This is a genomic window from Marinomonas rhizomae, assembly GCF_024397855.1.
GTDB classification, from domain to species: Bacteria; Pseudomonadota; Gammaproteobacteria; order Pseudomonadales; family Marinomonadaceae; genus Marinomonas; species Marinomonas rhizomae_A.
Window position 1 is genome coordinate 3,267,569 of sequence record NZ_CP073343.1, and the last position, 25,915, is coordinate 3,293,483.

The following is a 25,915-nucleotide window of genomic DNA, read 5'->3' on the forward strand; positions in this document are numbered from 1 at the left end:
ACATACATTTAAGTATACATTCACTGGATTTTTATATGAAAATACTGTTCGACTTCCTTCCTATTGTTATCTTCTTCGTTGTTTATAAAATGACAGGCAATATCATTTTAGCAACAGCTATCTTGATCCCCGCCACCATACTTCAAGTGGGTTTCACTTGGTTCAAAAACAGAACAGTAGAAAAGATGCACTTGGTTTCTCTGGCATTAGTTGTACTGCTAGGTGGAGCAACAGTTCTACTTGGAGACGGTGATTTTATTAAATGGAAGCCAACAATTGTAAATGGTTTGTTTGCGATTGCATTTTTAGGCAGTCAATTCATTGGTGATAAAAACATTATTCAACGTATGATGGGTGATAAATTAGATTTACCTTTCAAGGTATGGCGAACATTAAACCTTGCATGGGTTGGCTTTTTCATTATATCTGGTGTCACCAATTTATATGTCGCGTTTTCATATAGCGAAGAAATTTGGGTAGATTTTAAATTGTTCGGTTTATTAGGAATGACCATTGTATTTATCATACTACAAGGCATTTATTTATCATCGCATTTGCAAAATAAGGAATAACAATGCTGTACTCAATTATTGGTGAAGATGTAGCAAACAGCCTTAGCGCTCGCATGCAGGCTCGCCCTGCTCACTTAGCTCGATTGGAGGCCCTACAAAATGAGGGTCGCTTAGTATTAGCTGGACCAAATCCAGCCATCGACTCAGAAAATCCAGGCGATGCGGGCTTTAGTGGCAGTGTTGTTATTGCTGAGTTTGCCAGCCTTGAAGAAGCGAAATCTTGGGCAGACGCAGACCCTTACGTAGCCGCTGGCGTTTATGAAAATGTGACTGTTAAGCCGTTCAAGCAAGTTTTTCCGAACGCCTAAAAGAAACACCCGCTAACCCTTCCCTTGAAGCTTTTAGCCCCTCCCTCTGCTAAGGGGGAGGCTGGGAGGGCGTTATTTCTTCACATCCGAATGCCCAAGATCTCGTTCAGGGTCAATCACATCCCGCATTCTCTGCTTTAGTACTTTCGCTTCTGGAAAACCGTCTTCTTTTTTACGGCACCAAATTTCTTCTCCATTCACCCTAACTTTAAAGATCCCACCTTGGGTTGGTATCAATGTGACGCTCTTGATATCGTCATCAAAGGTTGTCAATAGCTCTTGGGATAACCATGCCGCACGCAACATCCAACGACATAAGGTACAATATTCAATTTCTACGGCTGCAGTTCGCATTCGCTTTTTCTCCAAAATTTTCACTCGACGTCTTGGAACGTCAAGACATACCCAATACTATTGCCCATACATTTAATTAGGAAGTAGCACTATGCGTAAATATCTTATCACTGGTCTGGCTTTATTCACCCTTTGCTCCCAAGTAAACGCCACCGAAGTGGATATTGTAACAAATCAAGGTTCGATTCGAGTTGATCTAAATGATGAAGCCGCACCAAAATCTGTTGCTAACTTTCTTCGTTACGCCGATGAAGGTTTCTATAACGACACGATTTTCCATCGCGTTATTCGTGGTTTTATGGTTCAGGGCGGTGGCTTTACGAAAGACCTAGAACGAAAAACAACCCATCAAGCCGTTGCCTATGAAGGTGACAATGGCTTGGCTAATAATCGTGGCACACTTGCCATGGCGCGTACACAAGATCCGAACAGCGCCACATCGCAGTTCTTTATCAATCAAGTTGATAACACCTTTTTGAATGACGGTGCCCGCGGTGCGGCCGGCTACACTGTTTTTGGCAAGGTCATTTCGGGAATGGATATCGTTGATGCCATCTCTGCTGTACCAACCTCTACAGTTGGTCCCTACCAAAATGTCCCAAAGACACCAGTTATTATCGAGAGCATCACGCGTGTTAACTAGTTACCAGTTGGAATCCCCTGCATTAAGTTGGGGTGAGGATGGCGCGCCTCACTCCAACCAGTTTGACGATGTTTATTTTGACAAAGAGTCAGGACTGGAAGAAACACGCCACGTTTTTTTAAAAAACAATCAGTTAAGCGAACGCTGGGCATCACTTCAAAAAAACGCCTTCGTGATTGCTGAAACAGGCTTTGGTACAGGGCTAAATTTTTTATGTGCATGGCAGGCTTTTTTAGTCGAGGCGGGCAGCGATAAACAGTTGCACTTCATCTCGGTCGAAAAATATCCCATGACCAAAAGCATGCTGACTGACGCATTAAAAATGTGGCCATCTATAAGCCATTTTAGTCAGCAACTAATCGATGCCTACCCAGAGGTGTGCCATGGCTTCCATCGCATTGAATTAGAACAAGGGCGAATCCAATTAACGCTTTGGTTTGGTGAAGCAGAAAACGGTTTCGCGGCGCTTGATGCAGACGTCGATGCTTGGTTTTTAGATGGTTTTGCACCAAGTAAAAACCCTGAAATGTGGTCTGATAACCTATTTCACCATATCCATCGCCTTAGCCACCAAGGCACGACCTGCTCAACCTTTACCGCAGCAGGTATTGTACGTAGAGGGTTACAAAGCGTTGGCTTTGACGTGCGCAAAGTAAAAGGCTTTGGCCAGAAAAGAGAAATGACCGTTGGCGTTCTAAACACCACAACAGCCCCATTGACTGAACGCATGTCTCAGGGACAATCTTGGTTCAACCTTCGCCAAGATGACACTCAAGACATCACTAAGGTATTGGTCGTGGGTGCTGGACTAGCAGGTGCCAATACAGCTTACGCTCTTGCTAAACAAGGCATACAAGTCGAGGTATGGGAACAAGGTGACTGTATTGCTGGCGGCGCGTCAGGTAACCCTCAAGGAATGCTTTACCCTAAATTGGCTGCGCAGGACACACCCGTAAATCGTTTTTATCTATCCGCTTATCTACATGCGACTCGCTTATATTCCAGCCTAGATACAAACAAACAATTCTGGGACGCCTGCGGATTAATACAAATACCGAAGCACGATAAAGAAGCCGAACGCTTTCAAAAGTTGCTCAATGAAAAGCTATACCCTGAAACTATTTTGCAAGCCTCAAAAGACAGAGAAGGCAGTTTACTCTTACCGCTATCTGGCTGGGTCGTTCTGACAGAGCTTTGCAAGACTCTTTTGTCTCATGACAATATTAAGGTTTGCTTAAACACTAAGCTTGAAGACCTTTCTGCCATCAAGACAAATGATCAAACTATTGGCTGGCAGGCTCGATCTGCCGATCTTAAAACTGACTTCTCTCATGTAGTGCTTTGTACAGCCAATGACACCAAAGCCTTAGACATGACACCAAATATGCCAGACTATCCGATTCGGGGGCAAGTCTCGTTTATTGATATAGAAAAAGCCAAGTCAGCGTGCGAAGCCATGGGAGAATCTGCCGATAAAATAAATTTCGACAAAGTACTTTGTGAGTTTGGCTATGTTTCCCCGTCAATAAATGGCTTGCTGCATTTTGGCTCCACTTACGATCTAAAAGATCAAGATGGCCAAGTAAGAGAAGAAGGACACAAACGAAACTTAGCTATTTTGGAAAGCCTGCTTTTATTACCAAAAGAGACTTTTAATAGTGAAGACTGCGGAGGACGAGTATCTTTTAGATGTGCTGTACCAGATTACACACCAATTGTTGGCCCTGTTCAATCGGAAGACATCTATCAGCAAGCTTACTCAAGCCTAACCAAGAACGCTAAATGGCAAAGCAATAACATTGCCGAGCCGATAAAGCAGCTCTATATCAATATTGGACATGGATCGAGAGGACTTATTTCAACACCATTAAGCGGCAGTTATATCGCCAGCTTAATTACGGGAACTCCTTCTCCTTTAGAACAACAAGTAAGCCATAGACTGCACCCAAGCCGTTTTATCATTCGCGACCTAAGACGAAGCCTTTAACATGGCACACTTTATTCACTGCATTGCTCATGAAAACGCAATGCAGTGATGCATGCCACACTATTTCCTTATGACTCAAACAACTCACAAGCACTTGGAATGAGCTCAACGAATCGATTAGAAGTTTGAGGTCGGAATACATATCGATTAAGTTCTGGCAATAAAGCTCGTAACTTATCACTCAGTTGAAGCAAACTTGGATTAATTGGCTCATAAGGATAAACGTGATCCTGTAGGCTCAATTTATGCAATTCATCAAGTTCATCCTGCAATATGCCCTTCATCGCAAAAAAGCGATCTTTCTGATTAATATCATTGGTTTCCCAATAAGCATCGGAAAACGCAGTATTTAATTCATAAAAGATATGCAATGCATCAGCAACATTTTTTTTAGACATATTATCTCCATCTTTTTGAGCAATCTTCACATTGCCCCTTGTAATGTTTAACCCTAACCTTATAACCTACATTCTAAACGTGAATCGATATAGGTGAATACCCCTTGAGTACAACAATGCGTCATGCCGTGACTTCTGACAATTTATGGTCATCCTTACAGATGGAAGCAGAAAAGCTTGCCCAAGATGAACCTATTTTAGCCAGTTATTTCAACACCACTATTTTGCGCCATGAATCATTGTGTTCTGCTTTAAGCTTTTTACTCGCTAGTAAGCTAGACAGCATATCAATTCCCGCTATGGTATTACGAGAAGTATTCGAAGAAGCCATGGCAGATACTCACTCTGGCATTGTCAGATGCATCGAGCAAGATATTTTAGCGATAAAAGAAAGAGATGCCGCTTGCGACACTCTTACAACACCTTTGCTATTTTTTAAAGGCTTCCACGCCTTGCAAACTCATCGAGTAGCAAACTGGCTATGGAAAAACAACCGAAAAAGTTTAGCTTTGTACCTTCAGGGGCAAATGTCCATGGTGTTTAGTGTTGATATCCACCCTGCGGCAACAATCGGCTGCGGTGTCATGTTAGATCATGCCACAGGCCTTGTGGTTGGCGAAACCTGTGTTATTGAAGACAACGTATCTATTTTGCAATCGGTTACTCTAGGCGGTACAGGTAAAGAGCACGGGGATCGTCACCCTAAGATTCGCACTGGTGTATTAATTGGCGCCGGGGCAAAAATCCTTGGCAACATTGAAATTGGCGAAGGGGCAAAAATTGGTGCAGGTAGCGTGGTGTTAGAAGCCGTAGAACATCACACTACAGTCGCTGGCGTTCCAGCAAAAGTAGTTGGTCGTAATATGGGAGAAGACCCATCAAGAGCCATGGATCACAATATCAATCATTGTGTTCGAGAGTGCACTGAATAGCGAAACAGCAAAAGACTTTTACACGACGTTACAGTAGTCGTGCGCATTACGACCTCACATGAGGTCGTAATGACTTAAGTCGCTCTTAGGAATCATCTTTATGGTTTCGCTCTCTGTATCAAATAACAGAACCGCTTCCCCGCTTCGCAACGATCGCAACGCCTGCTCGCGCTTTTGCGCTGCCGACAAATCATAATCGCCATAATCCGTGCCATCACGCGACACAATATCATCTAAAATGGTTTCTAAGGTGTCCGACGCTAACGAATCATAAGGTATTAAAGTATCCAATTAGATCGCTCCATGTTGAGTTAGCAAATTAATCACACCTGCTTCATCAATGATAGGCACGTTAAGAGACTGTGCTTTAGTGAGCTTTGAGCCAGCTTTTTCACCCGCAACAAGACAATCTGTTTTTGCAGAAACCGACCCACTCACTTTTGCGCCTAATGCTTGCAACTTGTCTTTTACTTGATCGCGGCTAAATTGATTCAATGACCCCGTTACCACATAGGTTTTGCCCGAAAGCGGTAATTCATCAACAGATACTTGATGCTTTTTCTCCCAGACAACACCCGCCTCTAACAGACCTTTAATGGTGTCTCGGTTCAATTCCTGATCAAAAAACAAACGTACATGTTGAGCAACAATAGGCCCCACATCTTCCACTTCTACTAAGGCTTCTTGATCTGCCGCCATTAGATCATCCAACTCGGTAAAGTAACTGGTTAACGCTCGCGCCGTGGCTTCACCTACTTCACGAATACCCAATGAATAGATAAAGCGATTAAATTGCGTGCTCTTTGCTGTCTCAATAGAGGCAAGCAGCTTCTCAACTGATTTTTGCCCCATGCGCTCCATAGACAATATTGTGTCTTTTTTCGCTTCTAGGGTGAAAATGTCGACTGGCGTTTTGACCAACTCTTGATCCACCAGCTGCTCTATCAACTTATCGCCTAGGCCATCAATATCCATTGCTTTACGAGAAACAAAATGCTTGAGAGACTCTTTTAGCTGCGCACCACACACCAAACCGCCAGTACAGCGAATGACAGCTTCGCCTTCGACTTGTTCAAGGTCCGAACCACAAACTGGGCAAGCTTCAGGAAAAACAACCTCTGTCGCATCGTCAGGGCGCTTATCAAGCACGACTTGAACAACTTTAGGAATCACGTCGCCAGCGCGATGCACTATTACGAAATCATTGACTTTCACCCCCAAGCGAGCGATCTCATCTTTGTTGTGCAAAGTGGCATTAGAAACGGTTACCCCACCAACAAACACAGGCTCTAAACGTGCAACAGGCGTAATAGCGCCAGTACGGCCCACTTGGAAATCAACACCTAACACTCGGGTCATTTCTTCCTGCGCCGGAAACTTTCTAGCTATCGCCCAACGCGGTGCTCGGGCAATAAAGCCCAGCTGATTCTGCAGAGCAATTTGATCTACTTTATAAACAATGCCATCTATGTCATAGGATAAATCAGCACGTTTTTCATTAAGCATTTCGTAATACTCAATGCAGCCTTGCGCGCCCTCCGCTTTTGCCATTAGGTCATTGGTACGAAAGCCCCACTCACTTAACTGCAGCAAACCTTCATAATGACTTGTCGGTTGATCCCAACCTTCGACATAGCCAATGGAATAAGCACACATAACAAGTGGGCGTTTGGCCGTTATTTTTGGATCAAGCTGACGTAAGCTGCCCGCCGCCGCATTACGAGGATTAACAAAAGTTTTTTCGCCTTGCTCTACCGCCAATGCATTAAGCTTTTCAAAACCATCTTTTGGCATATAGATCTCGCCGCGAACTTCCAACACCGCTGGCGGTGTTTTCGTGCGCAACTTTAAAGGTACGGAGTAAATCGTTTTGATATTAGAAGTAATGTCTTCGCCAGACAAACCATCACCACGAGTGACACCTCGCACCAAACGGCCACCCTCATAACGCAAACTAATCGCCAAGCCATCCAATTTAGGCTCACAGCAATAGGTGACATGATCTGCATTAAGCAACTTACCAATACGCTGGTCGAAATCAGACAGTGACTCATTGTCAAAAGCATTATCTAAGGACAACATAGGGACTGTGTGCGCAACATTAGCAAAACCGCTGTCCGGCTTTTCGCCAACACGCTGAGTTGGAGAGTCGGCCTGAATCCAATCTGGATGCTCGTGCTCTATAGCTTGAAGCTGACGATAATCTCGGTCGTACACGGCATCTGGGACGATTGGTTCATCTTTTACATGATAAGCATAGCTGTAATCGTTAAGTTGCTGGATTAGATCCAGCATGTGCTGATGCGTCATGTTTGTCTCTTGGCTCATAGATAAATAAACTCGAATTTAATTCTTATGACAGGTCTAAAGCAACCAAGGCCCCTTAGGGCCTTGGTTCGTATTACTGTTTGTTGCGCATTAACCGGCGGCGCTCAAAATCACGTATTCGTTGACGACAATGAGCAATGGTTTGATCGCTCATTGGAGAGCGTCGCTCATCACGCAACTCACCACCAAGGTTACGTACTAAGGTCTGAGCGGTTTCAAGCATAAAATCAAACGCTTTCATGCTATTTTTTGGACCAGGCAAGCCCATAAAGAAGCTTACGCCTGGGCAATCTGTTTCACCCATGGTGTCTAAATCGAATGTGCCCGGCTCAATGGCATTTGCCATACTGAACTGCACTCGACCGCGATCAAAACCATCTTCATGACGATGGAAAATATCCATTTCGCCATAGCGCATTCCGCAATTCAAAATCAGTTGAAGCAATTCCATACCTGAGTAATTTTGCTCTTCAGGTGCAAAAATATTGATGACGATAACTTCTTCAATTTCCGCAACGCTATTATCTTCGTAATCACCTTCGTCAAGATCATCAACCACTCCGTTAGGCGTCACTTGATCAATATCAACCTCAGAATAATTACGCTCATAATCTTCATCGACTTGACCGTCGTAATCATTCGATGTCTCTGTCACAAAGTCTAAATCAAGCTCATCTTGCTCGTAGTCTTGCTCATAAAAGCCATCATCAGAGTAGTTTTGCTCAGAGACAGCGGAATCGCCAAAGTCTCGCTCAGGCACTAAAGAAGCCAACTCATCAAGGTGCATTTCTTCATCTCGATCCAACTCGGGACCAGAATCCACTTTATGAGGAACATCCGTTAAAGGCGCTTTTGCGGTTTTTCTAGCATTCTCAAAGGCATTGATAATTGGATCATGCGACGATTTCACTCGCTCCCCTGAAGGTATATTACCATATCCGACAGCAGAACCTTGACGCACAGGTACATCATCTGAATCATCTAGATCAGTGAAATCGTTATCTGCTTGGGCATATTCCTGCCCTTTTTTATACCGACGAAATCCATCTATGAGGATAACGACAATAATGACGACCCCAATCAAGATTAGCCACTCACGCAAGCTAAATTCCATTACTTATTCCGATTTGCATCAATTAATGTTGTTCGTATTATCAAACGAAGCGGCCTAGGATTCAATTACAAGGCGACCTTGATTACGAAAATCTCTTTATGATTTGTAAGTAAACCATGCTTTGTACCGATAATTCGACCTTTTGTAAGATCATTGTCATTAATATTCGCCAATTTAACCACTAAATCCACTTTATCGACTTCTGCCAAGGTCTCCGTTGGCATTAAGGAATCGAGATTGGTTAACAAAATAGGCTGGGCTAAATCCTCAGGAAACACTCTTTGAATAGCAACGGGCATTTTTTGCCCTTTCACTACCGCATAAACCAACAACACATCGTCATTATGCCATGTCAACTTACTGGCATCCCACTCGATCTTAACCGCTAACTGATCGGTAATAATAGGTGCGACTTGCTGATAATCAATTCGACCTAATTCTCGGGCTTTACTGATCGCAGACAACAAGGCTAAACGCTCTGTTGAATGTCTACTGTAGCGGATCGCTTCCTGCCAAGCCAATACAGCCCCTAAATAATTTTGTTGCGAAAAATTTGCCACGCCTTTTAAGTCCAGCGCGGTGGCTTGGGTCGGTGCAACTTGTAAAATGGCGTCCACGACTTTTAACATTTTCGTTGAGCTTTGACCGCCATTGGCATAAAAAACTGCCTGCGCGTATTCCACCAGCAGGTTCACTCGATTCTCAGCATTTTTTGGTAATTTACCTAACGCAGTTTCAAATGCAAAAACAGCCTCTTGGTACTTTTCAGCACTGACATAATCCGTCGCTAGATAATACCAATCCTCAACTCTGCCATAGCGTTCACTGCGATATTTTAAAAAATCACTTACTTTCTGCGGAGTTAACTGTTGTGTTTGCAAATCTTGTGTAAAAACAACCTCTTTTGAATAACCAATCTGCTGATAAAGACTAACACTGCCTAAAACAGCTACAACCACTACCGAAAGCATGACCCAGCGAGCAAAAAAAGTATCATTTTTAAAAAAGCGTTTTTGTCCACCATCAACAGACTGCATTTCAGCATCAAGATCACGTAACAGCTGTGAAGATTCACTAGGCGTTAATCGCCCCGCTTCCTCTTCTTGCACAATTTCTTTTCGACGCACCAGCGCAAATGTCTGCGCACCTTTACCATTTAAACCACGATCAAAAGGACGAATCATGGAGCCAAAAAGATACACTAGGCTCAACACTATCATAGTGGCCATCACCAAATACGCGACCATCATAAATCCCGTCCTCGTCGTTTACGGCTTGTCATTACAACAGCGACAAAAGCCAGAAGCCCTATTCCAAGCAAAATAAATGGCCCATACCAAAGTAAAAAAGTGGCGGTCGAGTGCTGTGGGCGATACAAAACAAAAGAGCCATAACGCGCCACCATATAATCCACAATTTCCTGATCCGTTTTACCTTGCTCTATCATTTGATGGACAAGCTCCCGAAGATCAACAGCGATACCTGAACCTGAGTCCGCCAAGTTTTGATTCTGACATTTCGGGCAGCGTAATTCTTCAACCAAGCTTTGATAGCGGATTTTATTCAACTCTGAGCTAAAGGACATTTGCTCTTGCGCAAAAACAGATAGAGAAAAAGTCACCATGACAGATAAGAAAACACCTTTAATAAACATCATTTCATGTAGCCCTTTATTTCAGGCCAATTTTCAGCGTTAATCACTCCCTGATGTCTATAAACAACCACCCCAGAACGATCAACAACAAAAGTTTCAGGCGCACCTGTCACGCCCATATCAACACCGAAGTTACCGATCTCATCCATTAATATGGCTTGATAAGGATTGCCTTTTTGCTCTAGCCATTGCTTTGCAGGCGCTTTCTCATCTTTGTAATCGATACCAATAATTGGCACCCCCGAATTCGCCAGCGTCATTAAAAAAGGATGCTCGACATGACAGGCAGGACACCAAGTTCCCCAGAAATTAATCAAATAAGGCGTATTCGGTAAATCCTCGTGTGTATAAATCTGATCATCTTTCAATGACACCAAGGTAAAGTCAGGCACTTTTTTTCCAACCAAGGCCGAAGGCATATACTGGGCATCTTTGCCAAGCTGCAAATAAAACACCACGCCTAGCACCAAAAAAACTGCCAACGGCATAAAAAACAGCAACTTGCGCATGGCTACACTCCTGCTCGTTTTCGATAACGTTTATCTAATGCGGCTAACAAACCACCCGCCATCATCATCAAACCACCCAGCCAAATCCAACGCACAAAAGATTTCACGTAAATTCGTACGCCCCAAGCAGAATCATCTAGCCTTTCGCCCAAGGAAACATACAGATCACGAGTAAACCCAGCATCCAGTGCCGCTTCCGTCATGACTTGCTGACGAGTGGAAAAGAAGCGTTTTTCTGGATGAAGAACAGCAACAGCTTCACCCGCTTCACCCGCTTTATAAGCCGTAAATTGCCCTTTGCTTGCCTCGTAATTTGGCCCTTGCACTTGCTCCATTTGATCAAATTGAAATTCATAGCCTGCGATCGTTGCTTTATCCCCTGGCGATAATCGCAACATAGATTCATCACTATTTACGCTAACCAATACAACTCCTATCAGTGTCACCACCATGCCAAGATGAGCCAACAACATGCCGTAGTAATTTCTGGGCAGTTGTAGAGCACGAGGAATAATACCTTTTGTACCGGCAGACACTTTTCCAAACCAATCAGAGAAAGCTAAGCACACCACCCAGAAAGCCACCACTAAACTCAACCAAGTGATAAAGCCAAACTCATAGCGATACACAACTAAACTGGCCAGCGAAATAGCGACGCCTGCTGCGACAGCACATACCTTAAAGAACACACTAAATTTCGTATAGTGCCATTTAGACAGTGGACCAATCGCCATAAAGACCATCAGCAACAGCGCAATTGGTGTAAAAACGCTATTAAAATACGGCGCACCAACAGAAATTTTCCCTAGGTCTAATGCATCAAATATCAACGGATACAAGGTACCTAACAAAACAGTAAGCGTCAGAACCGTTAGTAAGATGTTATTGAGCAGCAACCATGCTTCTCGCCCCGTGGCACCAAAAGACACAGATGAACGCACCTCTGCCGCTCGGATCGCATATAACAACAAACTGCCACCAACAAGCACCAAGAGTAAAGCGAGAATAAAAATACCGCGAGTTGGGTCGGCCGCAAAAGAATGCACCGATGTTAATACCCCAGAGCGCACCAAAAATGCGCCAAGCAGAGAGAGACTAAATGTAAAAATTGCTAATAAGACCGTCCAGCTTTTAAAGACACCACGCTTTTCAGTCACAGCAAGGGAGTGCAGCAGCGCAGTTCCTGCTAACCAGGGCATAAAGGAAGCATTTTCAACAGGGTCCCAAAACCACCAGCCTCCCCAACCTAATTCGTAATACGCCCACCAGCTCCCCAGAGTTATACCCAATGTCAGAAACGCCCACGATGCGGCCGTCCAAGGCCTAGCCCATCGCGCCCAAGACGCATTCAAATTACCGGTAATCAAAGCCGCTACAGCAAAAGCAAACGCGACAGAGAAGCCCACATAGCCCATATACAAAACAGGCGGATGAACAATCAAACCAAAATCCTGCAGCAGAGGATTTAAATCGCCACCATCTGGTGGCACATCGGGTAATAAACGAGCAAAAGGCGAAGAGGTAAAAATCAAGAAAGATAAAAAACCGACACTAACCATACCTAGCACAGCTAAAACAATAGGTCCGATATCGTCTGGAAGAGTTCTTATCTTTAACGCCACGGCTGAACACCAGCCAGACAAAATCAGCACCCAAAGCAATAATGATCCTTCGTGTCCGCCCCACAAGGCACTAAATTTATACCAAACAGGCAACTGACTATTTGAGTTTTGAGCCACATACAACACCGAAAAGTCGTCCGTTAAAAATGACCAACTCAAGGTGACAAAACTTACCAATACTAAGGTCGACATGATAAAAGTCAGTGGACGCGCAGTTTCCAGCAAAAGCCGATTGCCTTTCCAATATCCAATCAAAGGCACAGAGGCCAGCGACAAGGCAAAAAATAACGATAATATTAGCGAGAATTGACCAATTTCAGGAAACATAAACAGCCTACATTAATAAGTATATTGCGCAGATGCTGCGCTCTCGTCAGTCGAACTTTGAGCACTTTTCAATGCTTCTGTAATTTCTGGCGGCATGTATTTTTCATCATGTTTAGCCAAGACTTCAGTGGCTTCAAACACTCCATCATTATTGAGCTTGCCCTGAGCCACAATACCCTGACCTTCTCGAAACAAGTCAGGCAGAATTCCCCGATACTCTATGGTGACTTTGTGCTGGAAATCGGTCACATCAAATGCAACCGCTAAGGTGTCAGGGTTACGCTTTACACTGTCTTTTACTACCATGCCGCCCGCACGAATATTGGCATTTCTTGGGGCTTCACCCATAGCAATTTGGGATGGAGAGAAAAATAGATTAATATTTTGCTGCAAGGCATACATGACCAAGCCAACCGCGGCGCTCAATATCAACACAATAGCTGTTATCACTATCAGCCGTTTTTTTCTTACTGGATGCATTAGCGGGTTTGATTCCTCAAAAAGCGTTTATGTAACGTATCTCGTGTTTTTCGACGGGCCGATAAGGTATTCCAAACTAACCAAGCTAACGCCAAAGCGCTAAAGCCATAAGCCGACCAAACATAGACACCGTGTGTTCCCATCGACAAAAACGCTGACACACTGTCAAAAGCCATTTTCCATTACCTCTTGCTTCACCCAGTTCGATCTATGTTCGCGAATTAATATCTCAGACTGCATTCGCCACATAACCAAACCAGCCACAAAAAAATACATACCAACAACAGCAATAAGCAATGGTAACCACATCTCGGGAGGCATCTCAGGTTTCTTAGTGAGTGTAAACGTTGGCCCTTGGTGTAAAGTTTCTAGCAACACCACCGAGTATTTTATAATGGGCAAATTAATTAACCCGACGACACTGATCACGGCTGCCGCCTTGTTTGCCAACACCAAATCATCTAAAGAATTTTGCAAAGCGATAATGCCCATATAGAGAAAAAACAACACCAGTACAGACGTCAGTCTTGCATCCCAAACCCACCAAGTCCCCCAAGTAGGCTTCCCCCAAATGGCACCAGAAACCAAGGCTATCAGAGCCATAACAGCGCCAATTGGTGCCATTGCCTTGATAAAAATAGGGGCCATCTTCATCTGCCAGACAAGAAACACAAAACCAGCCACACCCAAGGCCAAGTAACAAGATTGTGCCAACATTGCCACAGGCACATGAATATAAATAATTCGAAAACTGTTACCTTGTTGGTAGTCAGCAGGAGCAAAAGCCAGACCCCATACCAATCCAACGACAAGACACAGACAACCAAAACAAAATAAAGGCAAAGCCCAAGATTTAGACCAAGAGAAAAACCATTTTGGCGAACCTAATTTATGAAACCACGACCAGTTCATCAATTTACACTCGCTTTGACTGCAATCGCCGTCATAAAAGGCGATACCACTAAAGATAATAAAGACATGGCCAACAACATGGCCAACAATCCAGAGTAAGGCAAACCGGCTTGTACGGCTTGAACCGCTGAGGTCGCAAAAATAATCACCGGCAAATAAAACGGTAGTATCAATAACATTACCAAAATTGCGCCTTGCCTTATTGACACCGTTAGAGCCGCACCTATCACGCCAATAAAGAACAGGCTCGGCGAGCCCAATAGCAATGTCATAATCAGCACCCAAAAACCAGAACTTGGTAGATATAACATTTCACTAAACAGCGGCATCATAACAAGCAAAGGCAAGACAACAGCCAACCATTGCACGATGACTTTTAACAAAATCAACACAGGCAAAGAAAGTCCACTGACAACCCATTGCTCCAAAGAACCATCTCGAAAGTCCTCTTTAAACATGCCTTCTATCGCCATCAAAATAGCCAATACCAGAGCACACCAGACAATCCCTGCCGCTGCTGGAGCCAAAAATTCAGCAGAAGAATTAATACCTATAGGAAACAAGGCAACCACAATAACGAAAAATAGCAGCGCATTAACAACGTCTTGTTTACGACGCCACAACACCAAAAATTCAGACACTAAAAAAGAAGAGTACGTCATGGCAGTAGCACCACGTTACGAGAAGAAAGGGACAACAATTCCTTATGCGTGCTTAATACCACCAAACCACCTGACAACACATGCTGTTGAATACGATCCTCTAACAAAGCCACTCCTCTGACATCTAAAGAGGAAAAGGGTTCGTCCAATAGCCAAAGTGTTTTTGTACTCAGCCATAAGCGCGCCAATGCAACTCGGCGAGCTTGGCCGGCAGATAATTTCTTCACCTGCACGTCCATGTAATCAGTAAGCTCCAGCTGCTCCAATACCTCATGCAAGAGATTTAAAGCAACGTTCGGACAAGACCAACGCAGATTCTCCACAACTGTGAGAAGGCTTTTCACTCCAACAGAATGACCAATATAGATTGCATCTTGCTGTAACGGATTTCTATCTAAGGTGACATCCTTACCTGAATACACTATTCGCCCTTCTAAAGGCGACAGTACACCTGCGATAACTTTTAACAGCGAGCTCTTACCAGCCCCGTTCTCTCCCAAAATACGCACAATTTCACCAGACTGAACGTTAAAAGATAACCCTTTACACAGGTCTCTCTCTCCGCGCTCGATCCAAAGGTCTGATATTGTTAAAGAAGCAGAAGATTGCAAAAGATTTATCCAATTCGGCCGATACAAAAGTCAAGGTTAACATTGTTTGGCTACACTGTTTTAACAATACAGCTTAACCTTACGATAGAGCGCAGACATTATATGAGAAGCGTTCCCAAAAGCACAAAACAATCGACAATCTAATCAACAGGCAGGTTTCATGATCTCTGACATCCAATCTATGCTTAATGCATCATCTGGCAGGCAGAGCGATGCAAGTAACAACAAGGCATTGAGCAATGTGGGAACAATCGCAAGATTAGGTAATGAGATGAAGCTTATTGAAAACCTCAGCCTGATTAAGTTTCAAGGAAGCGAATCCCTTAATTTCCAGGGAAAACCAGCCCAGCTATTGCATGCAACCAGCGCACACCAGCCATTTACCCTTGTTAATACTGGTCCAACTATCGATATTAGCAACATTCAGCATGCTAAATTGAATAAAACCAATGCGTTGCAAGTCTCACTAAATCTTCCGGCAGATAATTCATCGAGCAAATTAACGGCCAATCAAACTCCCCCTCAAGTTAGGCAGGCAGACAACCTAATAATGGCGTCTCGCGTCGTTAACCTAACCGTCACCTCAGTAGTGCCTACGGTCAATGAACAGCTGACTGCAAAAACAAACACACCACCAGTAACGGTTGCTGCGCCCCAGAGTTCTAACACTAAAGCAGGACCTTCTCAGGCAACCAGTACTCAAACGACAGCGACTCAGGTGACAGGTGCCCAGACAACAAGCCCTCACACTACAGCGGCAAACATTCAGCTCCCGACAACGAATTCATCTACACCAACGTCAACACCGCAAATAAACACCAGCATTCAAACGGCAACATCAACCAACGCCTCCCCCTCCCTACGAGCAACGGTTTCTGATGGTAAGACGGAGTTTCCTATTGTTAGCCAGACACCATTAAAAAAAGGGGACGTCATTCGCGTCATTGTAGACGCCAATAACAATATGCAAGTACTGCCAGCAAAAGCCAATACTACAGTCCCGTCGGTGCAATTAGAGGCCCTTAAACAAAGCTTACCGAAGCAGTTGTCACTAGGGGATATGTCCCAGCTCGTCAAACAATTACATAACCTGAACGAGACGACATCTACAAACCTACCACCACAAACCCAGCAAGCACTTAAGCAGCTGATGCAAAATATGCCAACGTTAGGAACATTAACAACCTCGCCAGAAGCGATGAAACAGGCCATTCAAACCAGTGGGCTATTTTCTGAATCCCTATTGGCCAATGACAGTAAGACTCAACTACCTGCCGATTTAAAGCTCAATCTTACGCGCTTAAAAGAGGTTCAAGAAAGCGCTGGACCTATACGTCTAACAGGTGTTCCAACAGAGCACATTGCCAATGCCATTGAACGCATTACAACAACTCAGTTACGACATTTTTCAGACCCAAACCAGATCAACACTCCAACCTATCCATTGCATATAGAGTTACCGATAAAAAACGGTCAGGCTCCAAGCTATGTACAAATAGAAATAAATAAAGACGCAAGTACAGAAGAGCGTGATAAACAAGATAGACGCTGGTTAGTGAAGTTAAAATTTGATTTTGAAGAAACGGGAAGGTTTGATGCCAGAGCCAGTATTCAAGCAAATAAAGTGGGCATTCTCTTTGCCGCAGAAGATTCCGATACCGTACAGAAATTACAGAAAAATTTGTCTGCTTTGAAACAACAGTTAAAGGAAAAAGACATTGAAGTCGAAAGATTAGACGCGTTTCAAGCCAAACTAGATAATGAAAAACACAATGTAGTCAAAACTCAATCCTTGATAGATGTGAGGACCTAATGCAAAAAGCAGTCGCTTTAAAATATGACTTTAGCGCAGCACCAACAGTAGTTGCCAAAGGCAGTGGTTTACTTGCAGAAAAAATCTTGGCGGTCGCCAAAGAAAACGATGTTCTACTTCACCAAAGCCCTGAGCTCGTGGAAATGCTCAGCACTTTGGAGTTGGGAGAAGAAATACCTGAATCCTTGTACCTAGCTGTTGCAGAAGTTATCGCCTTTGCACATAAGATCAAAGACCATCAATGGTAATCGGAGTTTCTGCGTGACTCTTGCTTTAATAAGCTAATCAATTCGGCCTCAGCTCGTATAAGTCCGCATTTGGAAACTAAATCATCAATGGTTGCGCCCATTTCTAAAAGCTCCATAGCACGATTGTATGAGACTCCACCCTCTTTCGATAAAATCTCAGATTGCTTTTCCACTGCTAGATTCAATTTTTTCTCAATGGCCACCAAGCGGCGCCCCATACCAATTGACCCTGAGGCAAGAACTTGCACCTGCTTTTTTTGATTCAATTCTGCTTCTGTATAATATTGCTTCATTTGCTTCAGGCGTTTTGACAATCGAAAAGCCCAAACAGCAACAGCAATCAGGATCACAAATTGAAGCATCAAGAGAAGGTTAAATAACCATTGAGATTCCATTTAGTACAACTGCCTTAATTACTTACTTCAGACCATTCATCTTCTGATAATAATTTATCAAGATCTACAAGAATCAATAAAATATCATTTTTGTGACAAACGCCTTGGATAAACTTGGATGATTCATCATTACCAACATTTGGCGACGGCTCAATCTCAGACTGACGAAGGTAGACCACTTCAGATACCGCATCTACAAGAATGCCAATAACATGACCTTCCACTTCTAAAATCATGATACGCGTAGAATCCGTAAGCTCACCTGAAGGCAAACCAAATCGCTGACATGTATCAATAACGGTAACCACTGTACCACGTAAGTGAATAATACCCAGAACATAGCTAGGTGCTCCAGGAACTGGCGCGATTTCAGAATAACGCAGGACTTCTTTTACCTGCATAACATTCACACCATAGATCTCATTCTCTAAGCGAAATGTAACCCATTGCAACATGGGATCATCTGACAGGCCGGCACTTTTCAACGCAACACTACTACCCATATTCTTCTCCTAAAATCACTAAATGATTCTATTATTTAATCGAGCGTTTAAATCCATTTTGTGGATCATCCAACAATTCTACAAAGCCCTGTACATCTAGTATGGCACACATATGATCAATTACAGTACCGGCTAGCCAAGGCCGCTTACTTCTATCACTACGCCATTTAACTTGTGATGGCTCTAAGGTAATTGCTTCAGCAACTCGCTCACAAGCAACACCCCAATCGGTTCGATCAAGTTGTATTACGAATTTAAAATTATCTTTCATTTCACCTTCGTAATGATTAGGCATAACCCAACGAGCAGTATCCACTGTACGAAGATTAAATTCACCTACATTCGCAACGCCCATAAACCAATCAGGCTGACCAAAGATAGAGGTCAATTTATCTTCGCCACTCTGAAAAATCCCCCCCAGTTCAACTAAGGGAACAGCGAGTTTCAAGCCACCAACATAAAACAGCAAACATTCGAATCTCCCTACAGCCCATGGCAAAGGATCTGTTTTTGAGACTTTTTTAACTGGCTCTGGCTCTGGCTCTGGCTCTGGCTCTGGCTCTGGCTCTGGCTCTGGCTCTGGCTCTGGCTCTGGCTCTGGCTCTGGCTCTGGCTCTGGCTCTGGCTCTGGCTCTGGCTCTGGCTCTGGCTCTGGCTCTGGCTCTGGCTCTGGCTCTGGCTCTGGCTCTGGCTCTGGCTGAATAATATTGTGCTCTTCAGAATCTGCTGGCAAGCCATCAACTTGAGCAGAAATCGCTTCTTCAAAATCGTGAAATGAAGCATCTAATGACGAAAGCTCTTCTTCAGTAAGTCCATCGCCTAAATCGGCGGCCTCAGGTTCACTAAAGTCTGGCTCCCCATCGGCCATAGATTCAGCTTCATCAACCTCGCTTACAGACGGCTCAGAAGTCGCTTCTTGTAATAGGTCATCAAGGTAACGTTGAACGGCTATCTGCGGTCCTATTAACGTCTGCTCTTTACTCTTTGTATCTTTCATAAACTGTTACTATCCCGCTGGGTTCAGCAAAGAATCCATCAGACTTGCATAAGCCTTAATTCCTCGAGCATTCGGATCTAACGCTGAAGGAGCAATACCTGCTGTACTAGCGTCTCTTAACTTTGTATCAACAGGAATTACTGAATGCCACACCAACTCTTCATAAGTATCTTTTAAACTACGTAAGCTTTTATTAGAAGCCTGAGTACGGCGATCAAAAAGAGTTGGCACTATTAAAAACGGTACTGGTCGCTTTCTTGCTCTGTTAATCATGGTCAATGTACGGACCATTCTTTCCAACCCTTTTATCGCTAAAAACTCAGTCTGCACAGGTATAACCAACTGCTGGCAAGCCGCCAAAGCATTGATCATCAAAACTCCCAATACTGGAGGGCTATCAATCAACACATAGTCATAGTCATCCCATAAAATCGCTAACGTTTTAGAAATAACTAATCCCATACCACCTTGCGCTTGAGCGTGACGCTCCAAAGTAGCTAACGCTGTCGACGCAGGCATTAAAGATAAATTAGGATGGCCTGTTTCTAGAATTAGCGAAGCCGGTAAATCCTCTGGGATTTTTCCAGTAGCTTGAAATAGACTGTACGCGCTTTTTTCTATGGAGTCTGGATCAAAGCGGAAGTAACTGGTCAGTGACCCATGAGGATCAAGATCAATCATTAATACCCGATGGCCAGCATCAGCTAACAACCCTGCTAATGAAACTACTGTGGTCGTTTTACCAACGCCGCCTTTCTGATTCGCCACTGCCCAAATGTGCACTCTGACTCCCCTGATACCCTATGCTGTTATTTTGCTTACGAATTGCTTGCAATCATATACAGTAACACGCTATTGAAACAAGTAATCATAGAGATTATCGGCCTTACGCTTACTAATACGCAATATTACACGACGATTTTGCTGACGAGCATAATCATTGGTGTTTCTTACCTTAGGATGTTCACTGGAAAAGCCGATTGGTGCGATCATCTTTGGATCGACCCCTCTGTAAACCAATTCATCCACAACAGAAGAAGAACGTAAACTAGACAAATGCCAATTCGAAATTAGACGTCTTGAGTTAACAGGCAAATCATCTGTATTACCCTCAACCAATATAACTGAAGGATACGCTTTTAATATGTTGGCAACTAAAATCAACAAAGCGACCGCCTCATTCGTTAAGTCGTATTCTCCTTGTCCAAACAATAGACCAGACTTCAGCTCCAAGCTTACCCAATCCGCCGATTCAGTAACGGATATCTGACCTGATGCATGCAACCCAGAGAATTGGTTTTCCACAACTTGACTTAGCAATGCATACACAGCAGACGAATTACTCTCTTCTATAGTCGGAGGTGCAGCTGGAATTGGTTTTGCCTCAACCACTTCGACATCTTTTGGCTCACCAACAATAGGTTCTCCTATGTTGATAGGCTTAATAGACTTCTGAACAGCATCAAAAACGCCATGCAACGTCTCTTTCAAACGCTGTTCATCACCGGAATTTTTTAATGAGAGAGAGTACAACGCCACAAAAAAAGCAAAAAGCAGAGTGATAAAGTCTGCATAAGAAAGGATCCAACGGTCTCGCCCCTGCATGTTCGTCCTTGGCGACTTAGTCGCCATCCGACGGCGCTTTGAAACCCGAGGAGGAGTATCACTCATAGGTATTTAGCTCTAACTCTAATCGATATGGATGCTTGCCTGTAGCAATGCCACAGATACCATCAATTAGTAGCTGATGATAAAGAAGCTCTTTATCAACATAGCCCATTAATTTTTTAACGATAGGAAATATAACCAGATTCGCAAAGCCTTGGCCGTATAGAGTGGAAACGAAAGCAACGGCAATACCATGACCCAATGCTTCTGGGCTGTCCAAATTAGCCATAGCTTGAATCAAGCCCAGTACAGACCCCATGATACCTAAAGTAGGTGCATACCCGCCTATCGACTCTATAAATGACACGCTCTTCATCCGTTTGTCATAAATACGAACGGCGTCATCATGAAGTCTATCAGCTAATAAATCAGGATCAGTCCCATCGATAGCCATTTGCATAGCTCGACTAGTAAAACGGTTACCCAACGCCTCAATATCAGATTCCAAAGCAAGCAGAGAAAGTCGTCTCGCTTTATGGGCAAGATTGTTTATTAATACACGAGCAGAATTGAAATCATAAACAGGCGGGAAAAGACTCCACTTAATCAACACAAGAGCACGAGCTGCTTCTTGAATGCTACTTTGAATAAGTGTTGCGCCAATACTACCAACAATAACGATGATAGCGGATGGAAGGTTTAGAAGGAGTACGATCTCTCCTCCCCCTAACCAGTTAGCTAGAAATACTGAACTGAATGCAATTAATAGTCCTGCTAAGGTAACAAAATCCACTAGCCAACCTCACGTGCAATACGCTCACCGATATGGTCTAAATCAATAATATCATCCGCTAAGTTTGCTTTTTCAACAGCCATTGGCATACCGTAGATCACGCAAGACTCTTCACTTTGAATCCAAACTCTTGAGCCCGAACTTTTCAGCATACGAGCACCTTCACGACCATCAACGCCCATCCCAGTCATAACAACAGACAATACTTTTCCTGGATAGCATTTCGATGCTGAGCCGAAAGTAACATCAACTGAAGGTTTGTAGTTAAGTCGTTCATCACCATCAAGAATACGAACGCAACCACCATTTCGAGGGTCAATCATCATTTGCTTTCCACCTGGCGCCAATAACGCCACACCAGCCTGCAAACGATCACCATCTTTGGCTTCTTTCACCGTAATCTGACAGATATTATTCAATCGGTCAGCAAAAGCCCCAGTAAAGGCCGCTGGCATATGTTGAACCAATACGATAGGAGCGGAGAAATCCTTAGGCAGTTTACTTAACACTGCCTGCAAAGCCATAGGACCACCCGTAGATGTACCTATAGCGACAAGGCTCACTCGCTTTCTCATACGTGGAATAATAACGCCACGTTCAGTCACAATCGGCTTAGGTGCCTCACGTGGAGCAAGTGCTGCAACAGGTTTTCTATCACCTGCTAAGCGAGTTCTTGCAACCGCTAATACTCGATCTACCAATGCACGTTTCACTACAGCTGAATCTCGAGAGATATCCTCAAAATTCTTAGGCATGAAGTCAACAGCACCAGCCTCTAGGGCATCTAGAGTAACCTTTGCACCCTCATGAGTTAATGAGGAAAACATCAGTACAGGTGTTGGCTTAAGCTTCATAATGTTAACTACAGCGGCGATACCATCTAAAACAGGCATCTCGTAATCCATAGTAACAACATCAGGAGATAAGGATTGAACCTTATCTATTGCCTCACGTCCGTTATTTGCAGTACCTACAACGGTTAGTCGAGGATCGGCTTCAAAAATTTCGACCAAACGGCGACGAAAGAAACCAGAATCATCAACAACCAGCACCTTAACAGGCATATCACATCCCCTAAATGAAAAAAATATTACCTAGATGCGTAACACTTAAGCATACTAGGCACATCCAGAATCAATGCAATACGACCATCACCTGTAATTGTTGCACCTGCCATACCAGCGGTACCTTGCAACATTTTACCTAATGGTTTTATAACCACTTCTTCTTGACCAACAAGCTGATCTACAACAAAACCCACTTCACTCATACCAACCTGAACAACAACCACATGTGCTTCTGCAGGTAAGTCATCTCGACTATTCCCTTTGATTAGCCAGCTTTTTAGGTGGAAAATTGGTAAAGTTTTACCTCTAATAACAACCACTTGCTGACCATCTACCACATTGGTTTTTTTCAAATTTAGATGGAATATTTCGTTAACACTGACCAATGGAAACGCAAACGCTTGATCTGATAGCGTCACCATCAGAGTCGGCATAATAGCAAGCGTTAATGGCACTTTGATGATAAATCTAGACCCTTGTCCAAGGACAGATTTAATCTGTAAGGTACCATTTAACTGTGAGATCTTTGTTTTAACAACATCCATCCCAACGCCACGACCAGACACATCAGTAATCTCAACTTTTGTTGAAAATCCTGGTGCAAAAATCAAATTGAATGCTTCTTCATCAGATAAACGCTCTGCTGCATCCGCATCCATCAAGCCTTTTTCAACGGCTTTTTTACGCAACACATCAGGGTCCATACCTGCACCATCATCATCGATGGAGAGTAAAATATGATCGCCTTCTTGTTCTGCAGACAAAATAACATGGCCAACTCTTGGCTTGCCTTTCGCTTCACGAACATCAGGTGCCTCAACACCATGGTCAACCGAATTTCGAACCAAGTGGACAAGCGGATCGGCGAGTGCTTCAACGAGGTTTTTATCCAGATCTGTCTCTTCACCACGAAGCTCTAAATTTACTTCTTTTTTCAGGTTGCGGGCCAAATCTCGAACCACTCGAGGGAACTTGCCGAATACTTTTTTGATTGGCTGCATTCGAGTTTTCATTACGGCGTTTTGTAGATCACCCGTAACAACATCCAAGTTTGAAACCGCTTTCCCCATAGATTCATCATCACTTTGGAGTCCCAAACGAACAAGACGGTTTCGAACTAATACAAGCTCACCAACCATGTTCATTATGTCATCCAAGCGTTTTGTATCTACTCGCACTGTTGCTTCTTGGGTAACAGGAGTATTAACTTTTTCTTTGAGTTCAGGCTCTGGTGCTTTAGGTGTAGGCTTTGGAGCTGGTTTCGGGTCAGCTTTTGGCTTGGCTTGAGCAACCTTAGGTTCAGGCTTCTTAGCTGCAGGAGCTTCTGACTTATCTGAACCGCCTTTACTTTGCAAGCTATCTAATAGAGATTCAAATTCGTCTTCAGTAATTAAGTCCGACTCTGCACCGGCACTAGGCTCTGCCTTTTTAGCATCGTCTTTAGGTGTGTCTTCTTTCTTATTTGCTGGAGGCGTTTCTCCATGAAGCTTATCAAGAAGTTCCTCAAATTCATCTTCGGTAATTTCATCAGAAGATGTATCATTTGAACTAGCGTTATCAGCTGGCTCGTCATTAATTCCAGGCGCACCGCTGCCATGAAGTTGGTTCAATAATGCATCAAACTCATCTTCAGTGATTTCGTCGTCAGTTCTTGGCGTTGCACTACTTTCTTCTGCTAAACCACTTTCTACTTCGTCATTTTCATTCGAAGTATCGCCCAAGGCATCTAATAAAGATTCGAACTCATCATCAGAAATATCAACAGATTCAACCGCAGCAGAAACAACTTCTTCAGTTTCTTCAACATCAGAGTCAGCTTGCTCTTCGGCAATCTCTTCAACTTCATCTAACGTTTCATCATCTGCACTAGCAAGCTCTTCTGCGGTTGGCGGTTTTGCATATACTGCAAGCGCAGCGATCAGCTCTGGTGAAGCCGGCTCAGGCTCACCACCAGCACGAACAACCTCGAACATTTCGTTTACAGCATCAAGTGCCTGCAAAACAATGTCCATCAAATCAGAATCTATTTTACGCTGACCGTTCCTTAAAATATCAAAAACGTTCTCAGCATAATGACAACAACCAACCAAGGCATTTAATTGTAAAAATCCAGCACCACCTTTTACCGTGTGAAAACCACGAAAAATCGCGTTAAGCAGTTGCTTATCGTCAGGATTTTGCTCTAAATCTACTAGTTGTTCGGAAAGCTGCTCTAGGATTTCGCCAGCTTCTACCAAAAAATCTTGTAAAATTTCTTCATCGACCTCGAAACTCATCCTCAGCTCCTTCTAGAAACCAAGACTTGATAGCAAGTCGTCTACTTCGTCTTGACTACTCAGTACTTCAGGGTTGTTTTGTTTATTAATAGCTGGGCCATGACCACGAGTGTCATCGTGTTCAGACTCTTTCTCTTGGTGTTCAATCCCCGAGATACTATCAACGCGTCCAGCAACAGCAACGAGATGCACAAGTTTTTCTTCTACATCTCGAATTAAATCATTCACTCTAGCGATCACTTGACCCGTTAGGTCTTGATAACCTTGCTCTAGAAGAATTGTGTTGAGGTTTGAATGCAAGGTAGTGGCACTGTCATCAGCATAAGATAGGAATACATCAATACGCTTATATAAGTCTCGGAATTCTTGAGGTGTTAAGTCTCGCTGAATTAGTCGACTCCAGTCTTTTCGCAACTCCCTTGCTTGACTTTGTAACTCACTGGCCACAGGAACACTACTGTCCACCATGTCCATAGTTTTATTGGCCGCCGCACTAGTTGTTTCTATAACATAATTCAGTCGGTCAGAGGCGTCAGTAATTTTAGTAGCAGAATCTTTTCCACCCTCACCAACAACTAAGTCCATTGAATCGACTTGAAAATCACGAATAGCATCATGCAGACTTCGAGTTAAAAATCCCACTTCGTTATAAAAGCTTTTATGACGAGCTTCGCTTAACTCTTGGATTACTTTAATAGCACCACTGAAATCACCGACTTCAATGTGATTTAAAAGATCCACAGCACCATCTTTTACTAGGTTTTCAAAATCCACTAGTCCAGATCCCAATACATTCGACATC

General features: G+C 43.5%; 30 protein-coding genes. 7 read left to right on the forward strand and 23 right to left on the reverse strand.

The annotated features are described in order from the left end of the window. Positions 1 to 35 precede the first annotated feature (35 nt). Positions 36 to 572, forward strand: coding sequence for a septation protein A (locus KDW99_RS15395; RefSeq protein WP_114410359.1), 537 nt, complete (start codon positions 36 to 38; stop codon positions 570 to 572). A 2-nt stretch (positions 573 to 574) separates the two neighbouring features. Continuing rightward, positions 575 to 880 (forward strand): YciI family protein, encoded by a 306-nt coding sequence (locus KDW99_RS15400; protein ID WP_114410360.1) that lies wholly within the window; start codon positions 575 to 577, stop codon positions 878 to 880. A gap of 72 nt (positions 881 to 952) precedes the next feature. Here the strand turns inward: KDW99_RS15400 and KDW99_RS15405 are convergent, their stop codons facing one another. Then, positions 953 to 1,234, reverse strand: coding sequence for a SelT/SelW/SelH family protein (locus KDW99_RS15405; protein ID WP_205113778.1), 282 nt, complete (start codon positions 1,232 to 1,234; stop codon positions 953 to 955). Positions 1,235 to 1,325: 91 nt separating this feature from the next. Between KDW99_RS15405 and KDW99_RS15410 the strand changes: the two genes are divergently transcribed. Together KDW99_RS15410 and mnmC are read left to right on the forward strand one after the other, a co-directional pair. Beyond that, a complete protein-coding gene (locus tag KDW99_RS15410) occupies positions 1,326 to 1,877 on the forward strand; it encodes a peptidylprolyl isomerase (protein WP_114410362.1) in 552 nt (183 codons plus the stop codon). Then, positions 1,867 to 3,864 carry a bifunctional tRNA (5-methylaminomethyl-2-thiouridine)(34)-methyltransferase MnmD/FAD-dependent 5-carboxymethylaminomethyl-2-thiouridine(34) oxidoreductase MnmC gene (mnmC, locus tag KDW99_RS15415; protein WP_255825954.1) on the forward strand — a complete coding sequence of 666 codons (1,998 nt, stop codon included), beginning with the start codon at positions 1,867 to 1,869 and terminating at the stop codon, positions 3,862 to 3,864. Before KDW99_RS15410 ends, mnmC begins: the two co-directional genes overlap by 11 nt. A gap of 68 nt (positions 3,865 to 3,932) precedes the next feature. On the opposite strand, the gene KDW99_RS15420 is transcribed toward mnmC, so the two are convergent. After that, positions 3,933 to 4,262, reverse strand: a complete 330-nt coding sequence (locus KDW99_RS15420) for a hypothetical protein (protein WP_255825955.1) — start codon at positions 4,260 to 4,262, stop codon at positions 3,933 to 3,935. A 116-nt stretch (positions 4,263 to 4,378) separates the two neighbouring features. On the opposite strand from KDW99_RS15420, the gene cysE reads away from it, so the two are divergent. Continuing rightward, positions 4,379 to 5,194, forward strand: coding sequence for a serine O-acetyltransferase (gene cysE, locus KDW99_RS15425; protein WP_255829302.1), 816 nt, complete (start codon positions 4,379 to 4,381; stop codon positions 5,192 to 5,194). Positions 5,195 to 5,248: 54 nt separating this feature from the next. Here cysE and KDW99_RS15430 read toward each other — a convergent pair whose 3' ends face one another. The 12 genes from KDW99_RS15430 to ccmA all read right to left on the reverse strand — a co-directional run bounded on the left by KDW99_RS15430 (position 5,249) and on the right by ccmA (position 15,413). Next, the gene (locus KDW99_RS15430; RefSeq protein WP_255825957.1) at positions 5,249 to 5,485 is read right to left on the reverse strand and encodes a YheU family protein; all 237 of its coding nucleotides are present in this window, start codon (positions 5,483 to 5,485) and stop codon (positions 5,249 to 5,251) included. Further along, positions 5,486 to 7,504 (reverse strand): NAD-dependent DNA ligase LigA, encoded by a 2,019-nt coding sequence (ligA, locus tag KDW99_RS15435; RefSeq protein WP_255825959.1) that lies wholly within the window; start codon positions 7,502 to 7,504, stop codon positions 5,486 to 5,488. Between the two features lie 91 nt (positions 7,505 to 7,595). Next, positions 7,596 to 8,636, reverse strand: coding sequence for a cell division protein ZipA (zipA, locus tag KDW99_RS15440; protein ID WP_255825961.1), 1,041 nt, complete (start codon positions 8,634 to 8,636; stop codon positions 7,596 to 7,598). A 65-nt stretch (positions 8,637 to 8,701) separates the two neighbouring features. Further along, complete coding sequence (locus KDW99_RS15445) at positions 8,702 to 9,886, reverse strand: tetratricopeptide repeat protein (RefSeq protein WP_255825963.1); 1,185 nt, start codon at positions 9,884 to 9,886, stop codon at positions 8,702 to 8,704. After that, positions 9,883 to 10,293, reverse strand: a complete 411-nt coding sequence (locus tag KDW99_RS15450) for a cytochrome c-type biogenesis protein (RefSeq protein WP_255825965.1) — start codon at positions 10,291 to 10,293, stop codon at positions 9,883 to 9,885. Before KDW99_RS15450 ends, KDW99_RS15445 begins: the two co-directional genes overlap by 4 nt. Then, positions 10,290 to 10,799, reverse strand: a complete 510-nt coding sequence (locus KDW99_RS15455) for a DsbE family thiol:disulfide interchange protein (protein WP_255825967.1) — start codon at positions 10,797 to 10,799, stop codon at positions 10,290 to 10,292. Before KDW99_RS15455 ends, KDW99_RS15450 begins: the two co-directional genes overlap by 4 nt. Positions 10,800 to 10,801: 2 nt before the next feature. Next, complete coding sequence (locus tag KDW99_RS15460) at positions 10,802 to 12,748, reverse strand: heme lyase CcmF/NrfE family subunit (RefSeq protein WP_255825969.1); 1,947 nt, start codon at positions 12,746 to 12,748, stop codon at positions 10,802 to 10,804. A gap of 12 nt (positions 12,749 to 12,760) precedes the next feature. Beyond that, positions 12,761 to 13,228, reverse strand: a complete 468-nt coding sequence (gene ccmE, locus KDW99_RS15465; RefSeq protein ID WP_255825971.1) for a cytochrome c maturation protein CcmE — start codon at positions 13,226 to 13,228, stop codon at positions 12,761 to 12,763. Further along, complete coding sequence (gene ccmD, locus KDW99_RS15470) at positions 13,228 to 13,404, reverse strand: heme exporter protein CcmD (protein ID WP_255825973.1); 177 nt, start codon at positions 13,402 to 13,404, stop codon at positions 13,228 to 13,230. The genes ccmE and ccmD overlap by 1 nt, the downstream gene beginning before the upstream one ends. Continuing rightward, a complete protein-coding gene (locus KDW99_RS15475) occupies positions 13,394 to 14,140 on the reverse strand; it encodes a heme ABC transporter permease (RefSeq protein ID WP_255825975.1) in 747 nt (248 codons plus the stop codon). Before KDW99_RS15475 ends, ccmD begins: the two co-directional genes overlap by 11 nt. Continuing rightward, entirely contained in the window at positions 14,140 to 14,802 is a 663-nt protein-coding gene (ccmB, locus tag KDW99_RS15480; RefSeq protein ID WP_255825977.1) for a heme exporter protein CcmB, read from the reverse strand. The genes KDW99_RS15475 and ccmB overlap by 1 nt, the downstream gene beginning before the upstream one ends. Further along, the gene (ccmA, locus tag KDW99_RS15485; protein ID WP_255825979.1) at positions 14,799 to 15,413 is read right to left on the reverse strand and encodes a cytochrome c biogenesis heme-transporting ATPase CcmA; all 615 of its coding nucleotides are present in this window, start codon (positions 15,411 to 15,413) and stop codon (positions 14,799 to 14,801) included. Before ccmA ends, ccmB begins: the two co-directional genes overlap by 4 nt. 160 nt (positions 15,414 to 15,573) lie before the next feature. Here ccmA and fliK point away from each other — a divergent pair, with 160 nt between their 5' ends. Both fliK and KDW99_RS15495 read left to right on the forward strand, forming a co-directional pair. Further along, on the forward strand, positions 15,574 to 17,226 hold the full coding sequence (gene fliK, locus KDW99_RS15490; protein ID WP_255825981.1) for a flagellar hook-length control protein FliK: 1,653 nt from the start codon (positions 15,574 to 15,576) through the stop codon (positions 17,224 to 17,226). Beyond that, entirely contained in the window at positions 17,226 to 17,474 is a 249-nt protein-coding gene (locus KDW99_RS15495; RefSeq protein WP_255825983.1) for an EscU/YscU/HrcU family type III secretion system export apparatus switch protein, read from the forward strand. Before fliK ends, KDW99_RS15495 begins: the two co-directional genes overlap by 1 nt. Here KDW99_RS15495 and KDW99_RS15500 read toward each other — a convergent pair. The 9 genes from KDW99_RS15500 to KDW99_RS15540 all read right to left on the reverse strand — a co-directional run bounded on the left by KDW99_RS15500 (position 17,465) and on the right by KDW99_RS15540 (position 25,914). After that, positions 17,465 to 17,869: a DUF2802 domain-containing protein gene (locus tag KDW99_RS15500; RefSeq protein WP_255825985.1), complete on the reverse strand. Its 405-nt coding sequence runs from the start codon at positions 17,867 to 17,869 to the stop codon at positions 17,465 to 17,467. The genes KDW99_RS15495 and KDW99_RS15500 overlap by 10 nt on opposite strands. 14 nt (positions 17,870 to 17,883) lie before the next feature. Continuing rightward, positions 17,884 to 18,372 (reverse strand): chemotaxis protein CheW, encoded by a 489-nt coding sequence (locus KDW99_RS15505; RefSeq protein ID WP_255825987.1) that lies wholly within the window; start codon positions 18,370 to 18,372, stop codon positions 17,884 to 17,886. A 31-nt stretch (positions 18,373 to 18,403) separates the two neighbouring features. Further along, complete coding sequence (locus KDW99_RS15510) at positions 18,404 to 19,369, reverse strand: chemotaxis protein CheW (protein WP_255825989.1); 966 nt, start codon at positions 19,367 to 19,369, stop codon at positions 18,404 to 18,406. A 9-nt stretch (positions 19,370 to 19,378) separates the two neighbouring features. Beyond that, positions 19,379 to 20,152, reverse strand: coding sequence for a ParA family protein (locus KDW99_RS15515; protein WP_255825991.1), 774 nt, complete (start codon positions 20,150 to 20,152; stop codon positions 19,379 to 19,381). A gap of 69 nt (positions 20,153 to 20,221) precedes the next feature. Further along, complete coding sequence (locus KDW99_RS15520; RefSeq protein ID WP_255825992.1) at positions 20,222 to 21,040, reverse strand: OmpA family protein; 819 nt, start codon at positions 21,038 to 21,040, stop codon at positions 20,222 to 20,224. Continuing rightward, entirely contained in the window at positions 21,033 to 21,770 is a 738-nt protein-coding gene (locus KDW99_RS15525; RefSeq protein WP_255825994.1) for a flagellar motor protein, read from the reverse strand. Before KDW99_RS15525 ends, KDW99_RS15520 begins: the two co-directional genes overlap by 8 nt. Then, complete coding sequence (locus KDW99_RS15530) at positions 21,770 to 22,834, reverse strand: protein-glutamate methylesterase/protein-glutamine glutaminase (RefSeq protein WP_255825996.1); 1,065 nt, start codon at positions 22,832 to 22,834, stop codon at positions 21,770 to 21,772. Before KDW99_RS15530 ends, KDW99_RS15525 begins: the two co-directional genes overlap by 1 nt. Positions 22,835 to 22,860: 26 nt before the next feature. Further along, positions 22,861 to 25,113 (reverse strand): chemotaxis protein CheA, encoded by a 2,253-nt coding sequence (locus KDW99_RS15535; RefSeq protein ID WP_255825998.1) that lies wholly within the window; start codon positions 25,111 to 25,113, stop codon positions 22,861 to 22,863. Between the two features lie 12 nt (positions 25,114 to 25,125). After that, on the reverse strand, positions 25,126 to 25,914 hold the full coding sequence (locus KDW99_RS15540; RefSeq protein WP_255826000.1) for a protein phosphatase CheZ: 789 nt from the start codon (positions 25,912 to 25,914) through the stop codon (positions 25,126 to 25,128). Position 25,915: the final 1 nt, after the last annotated feature.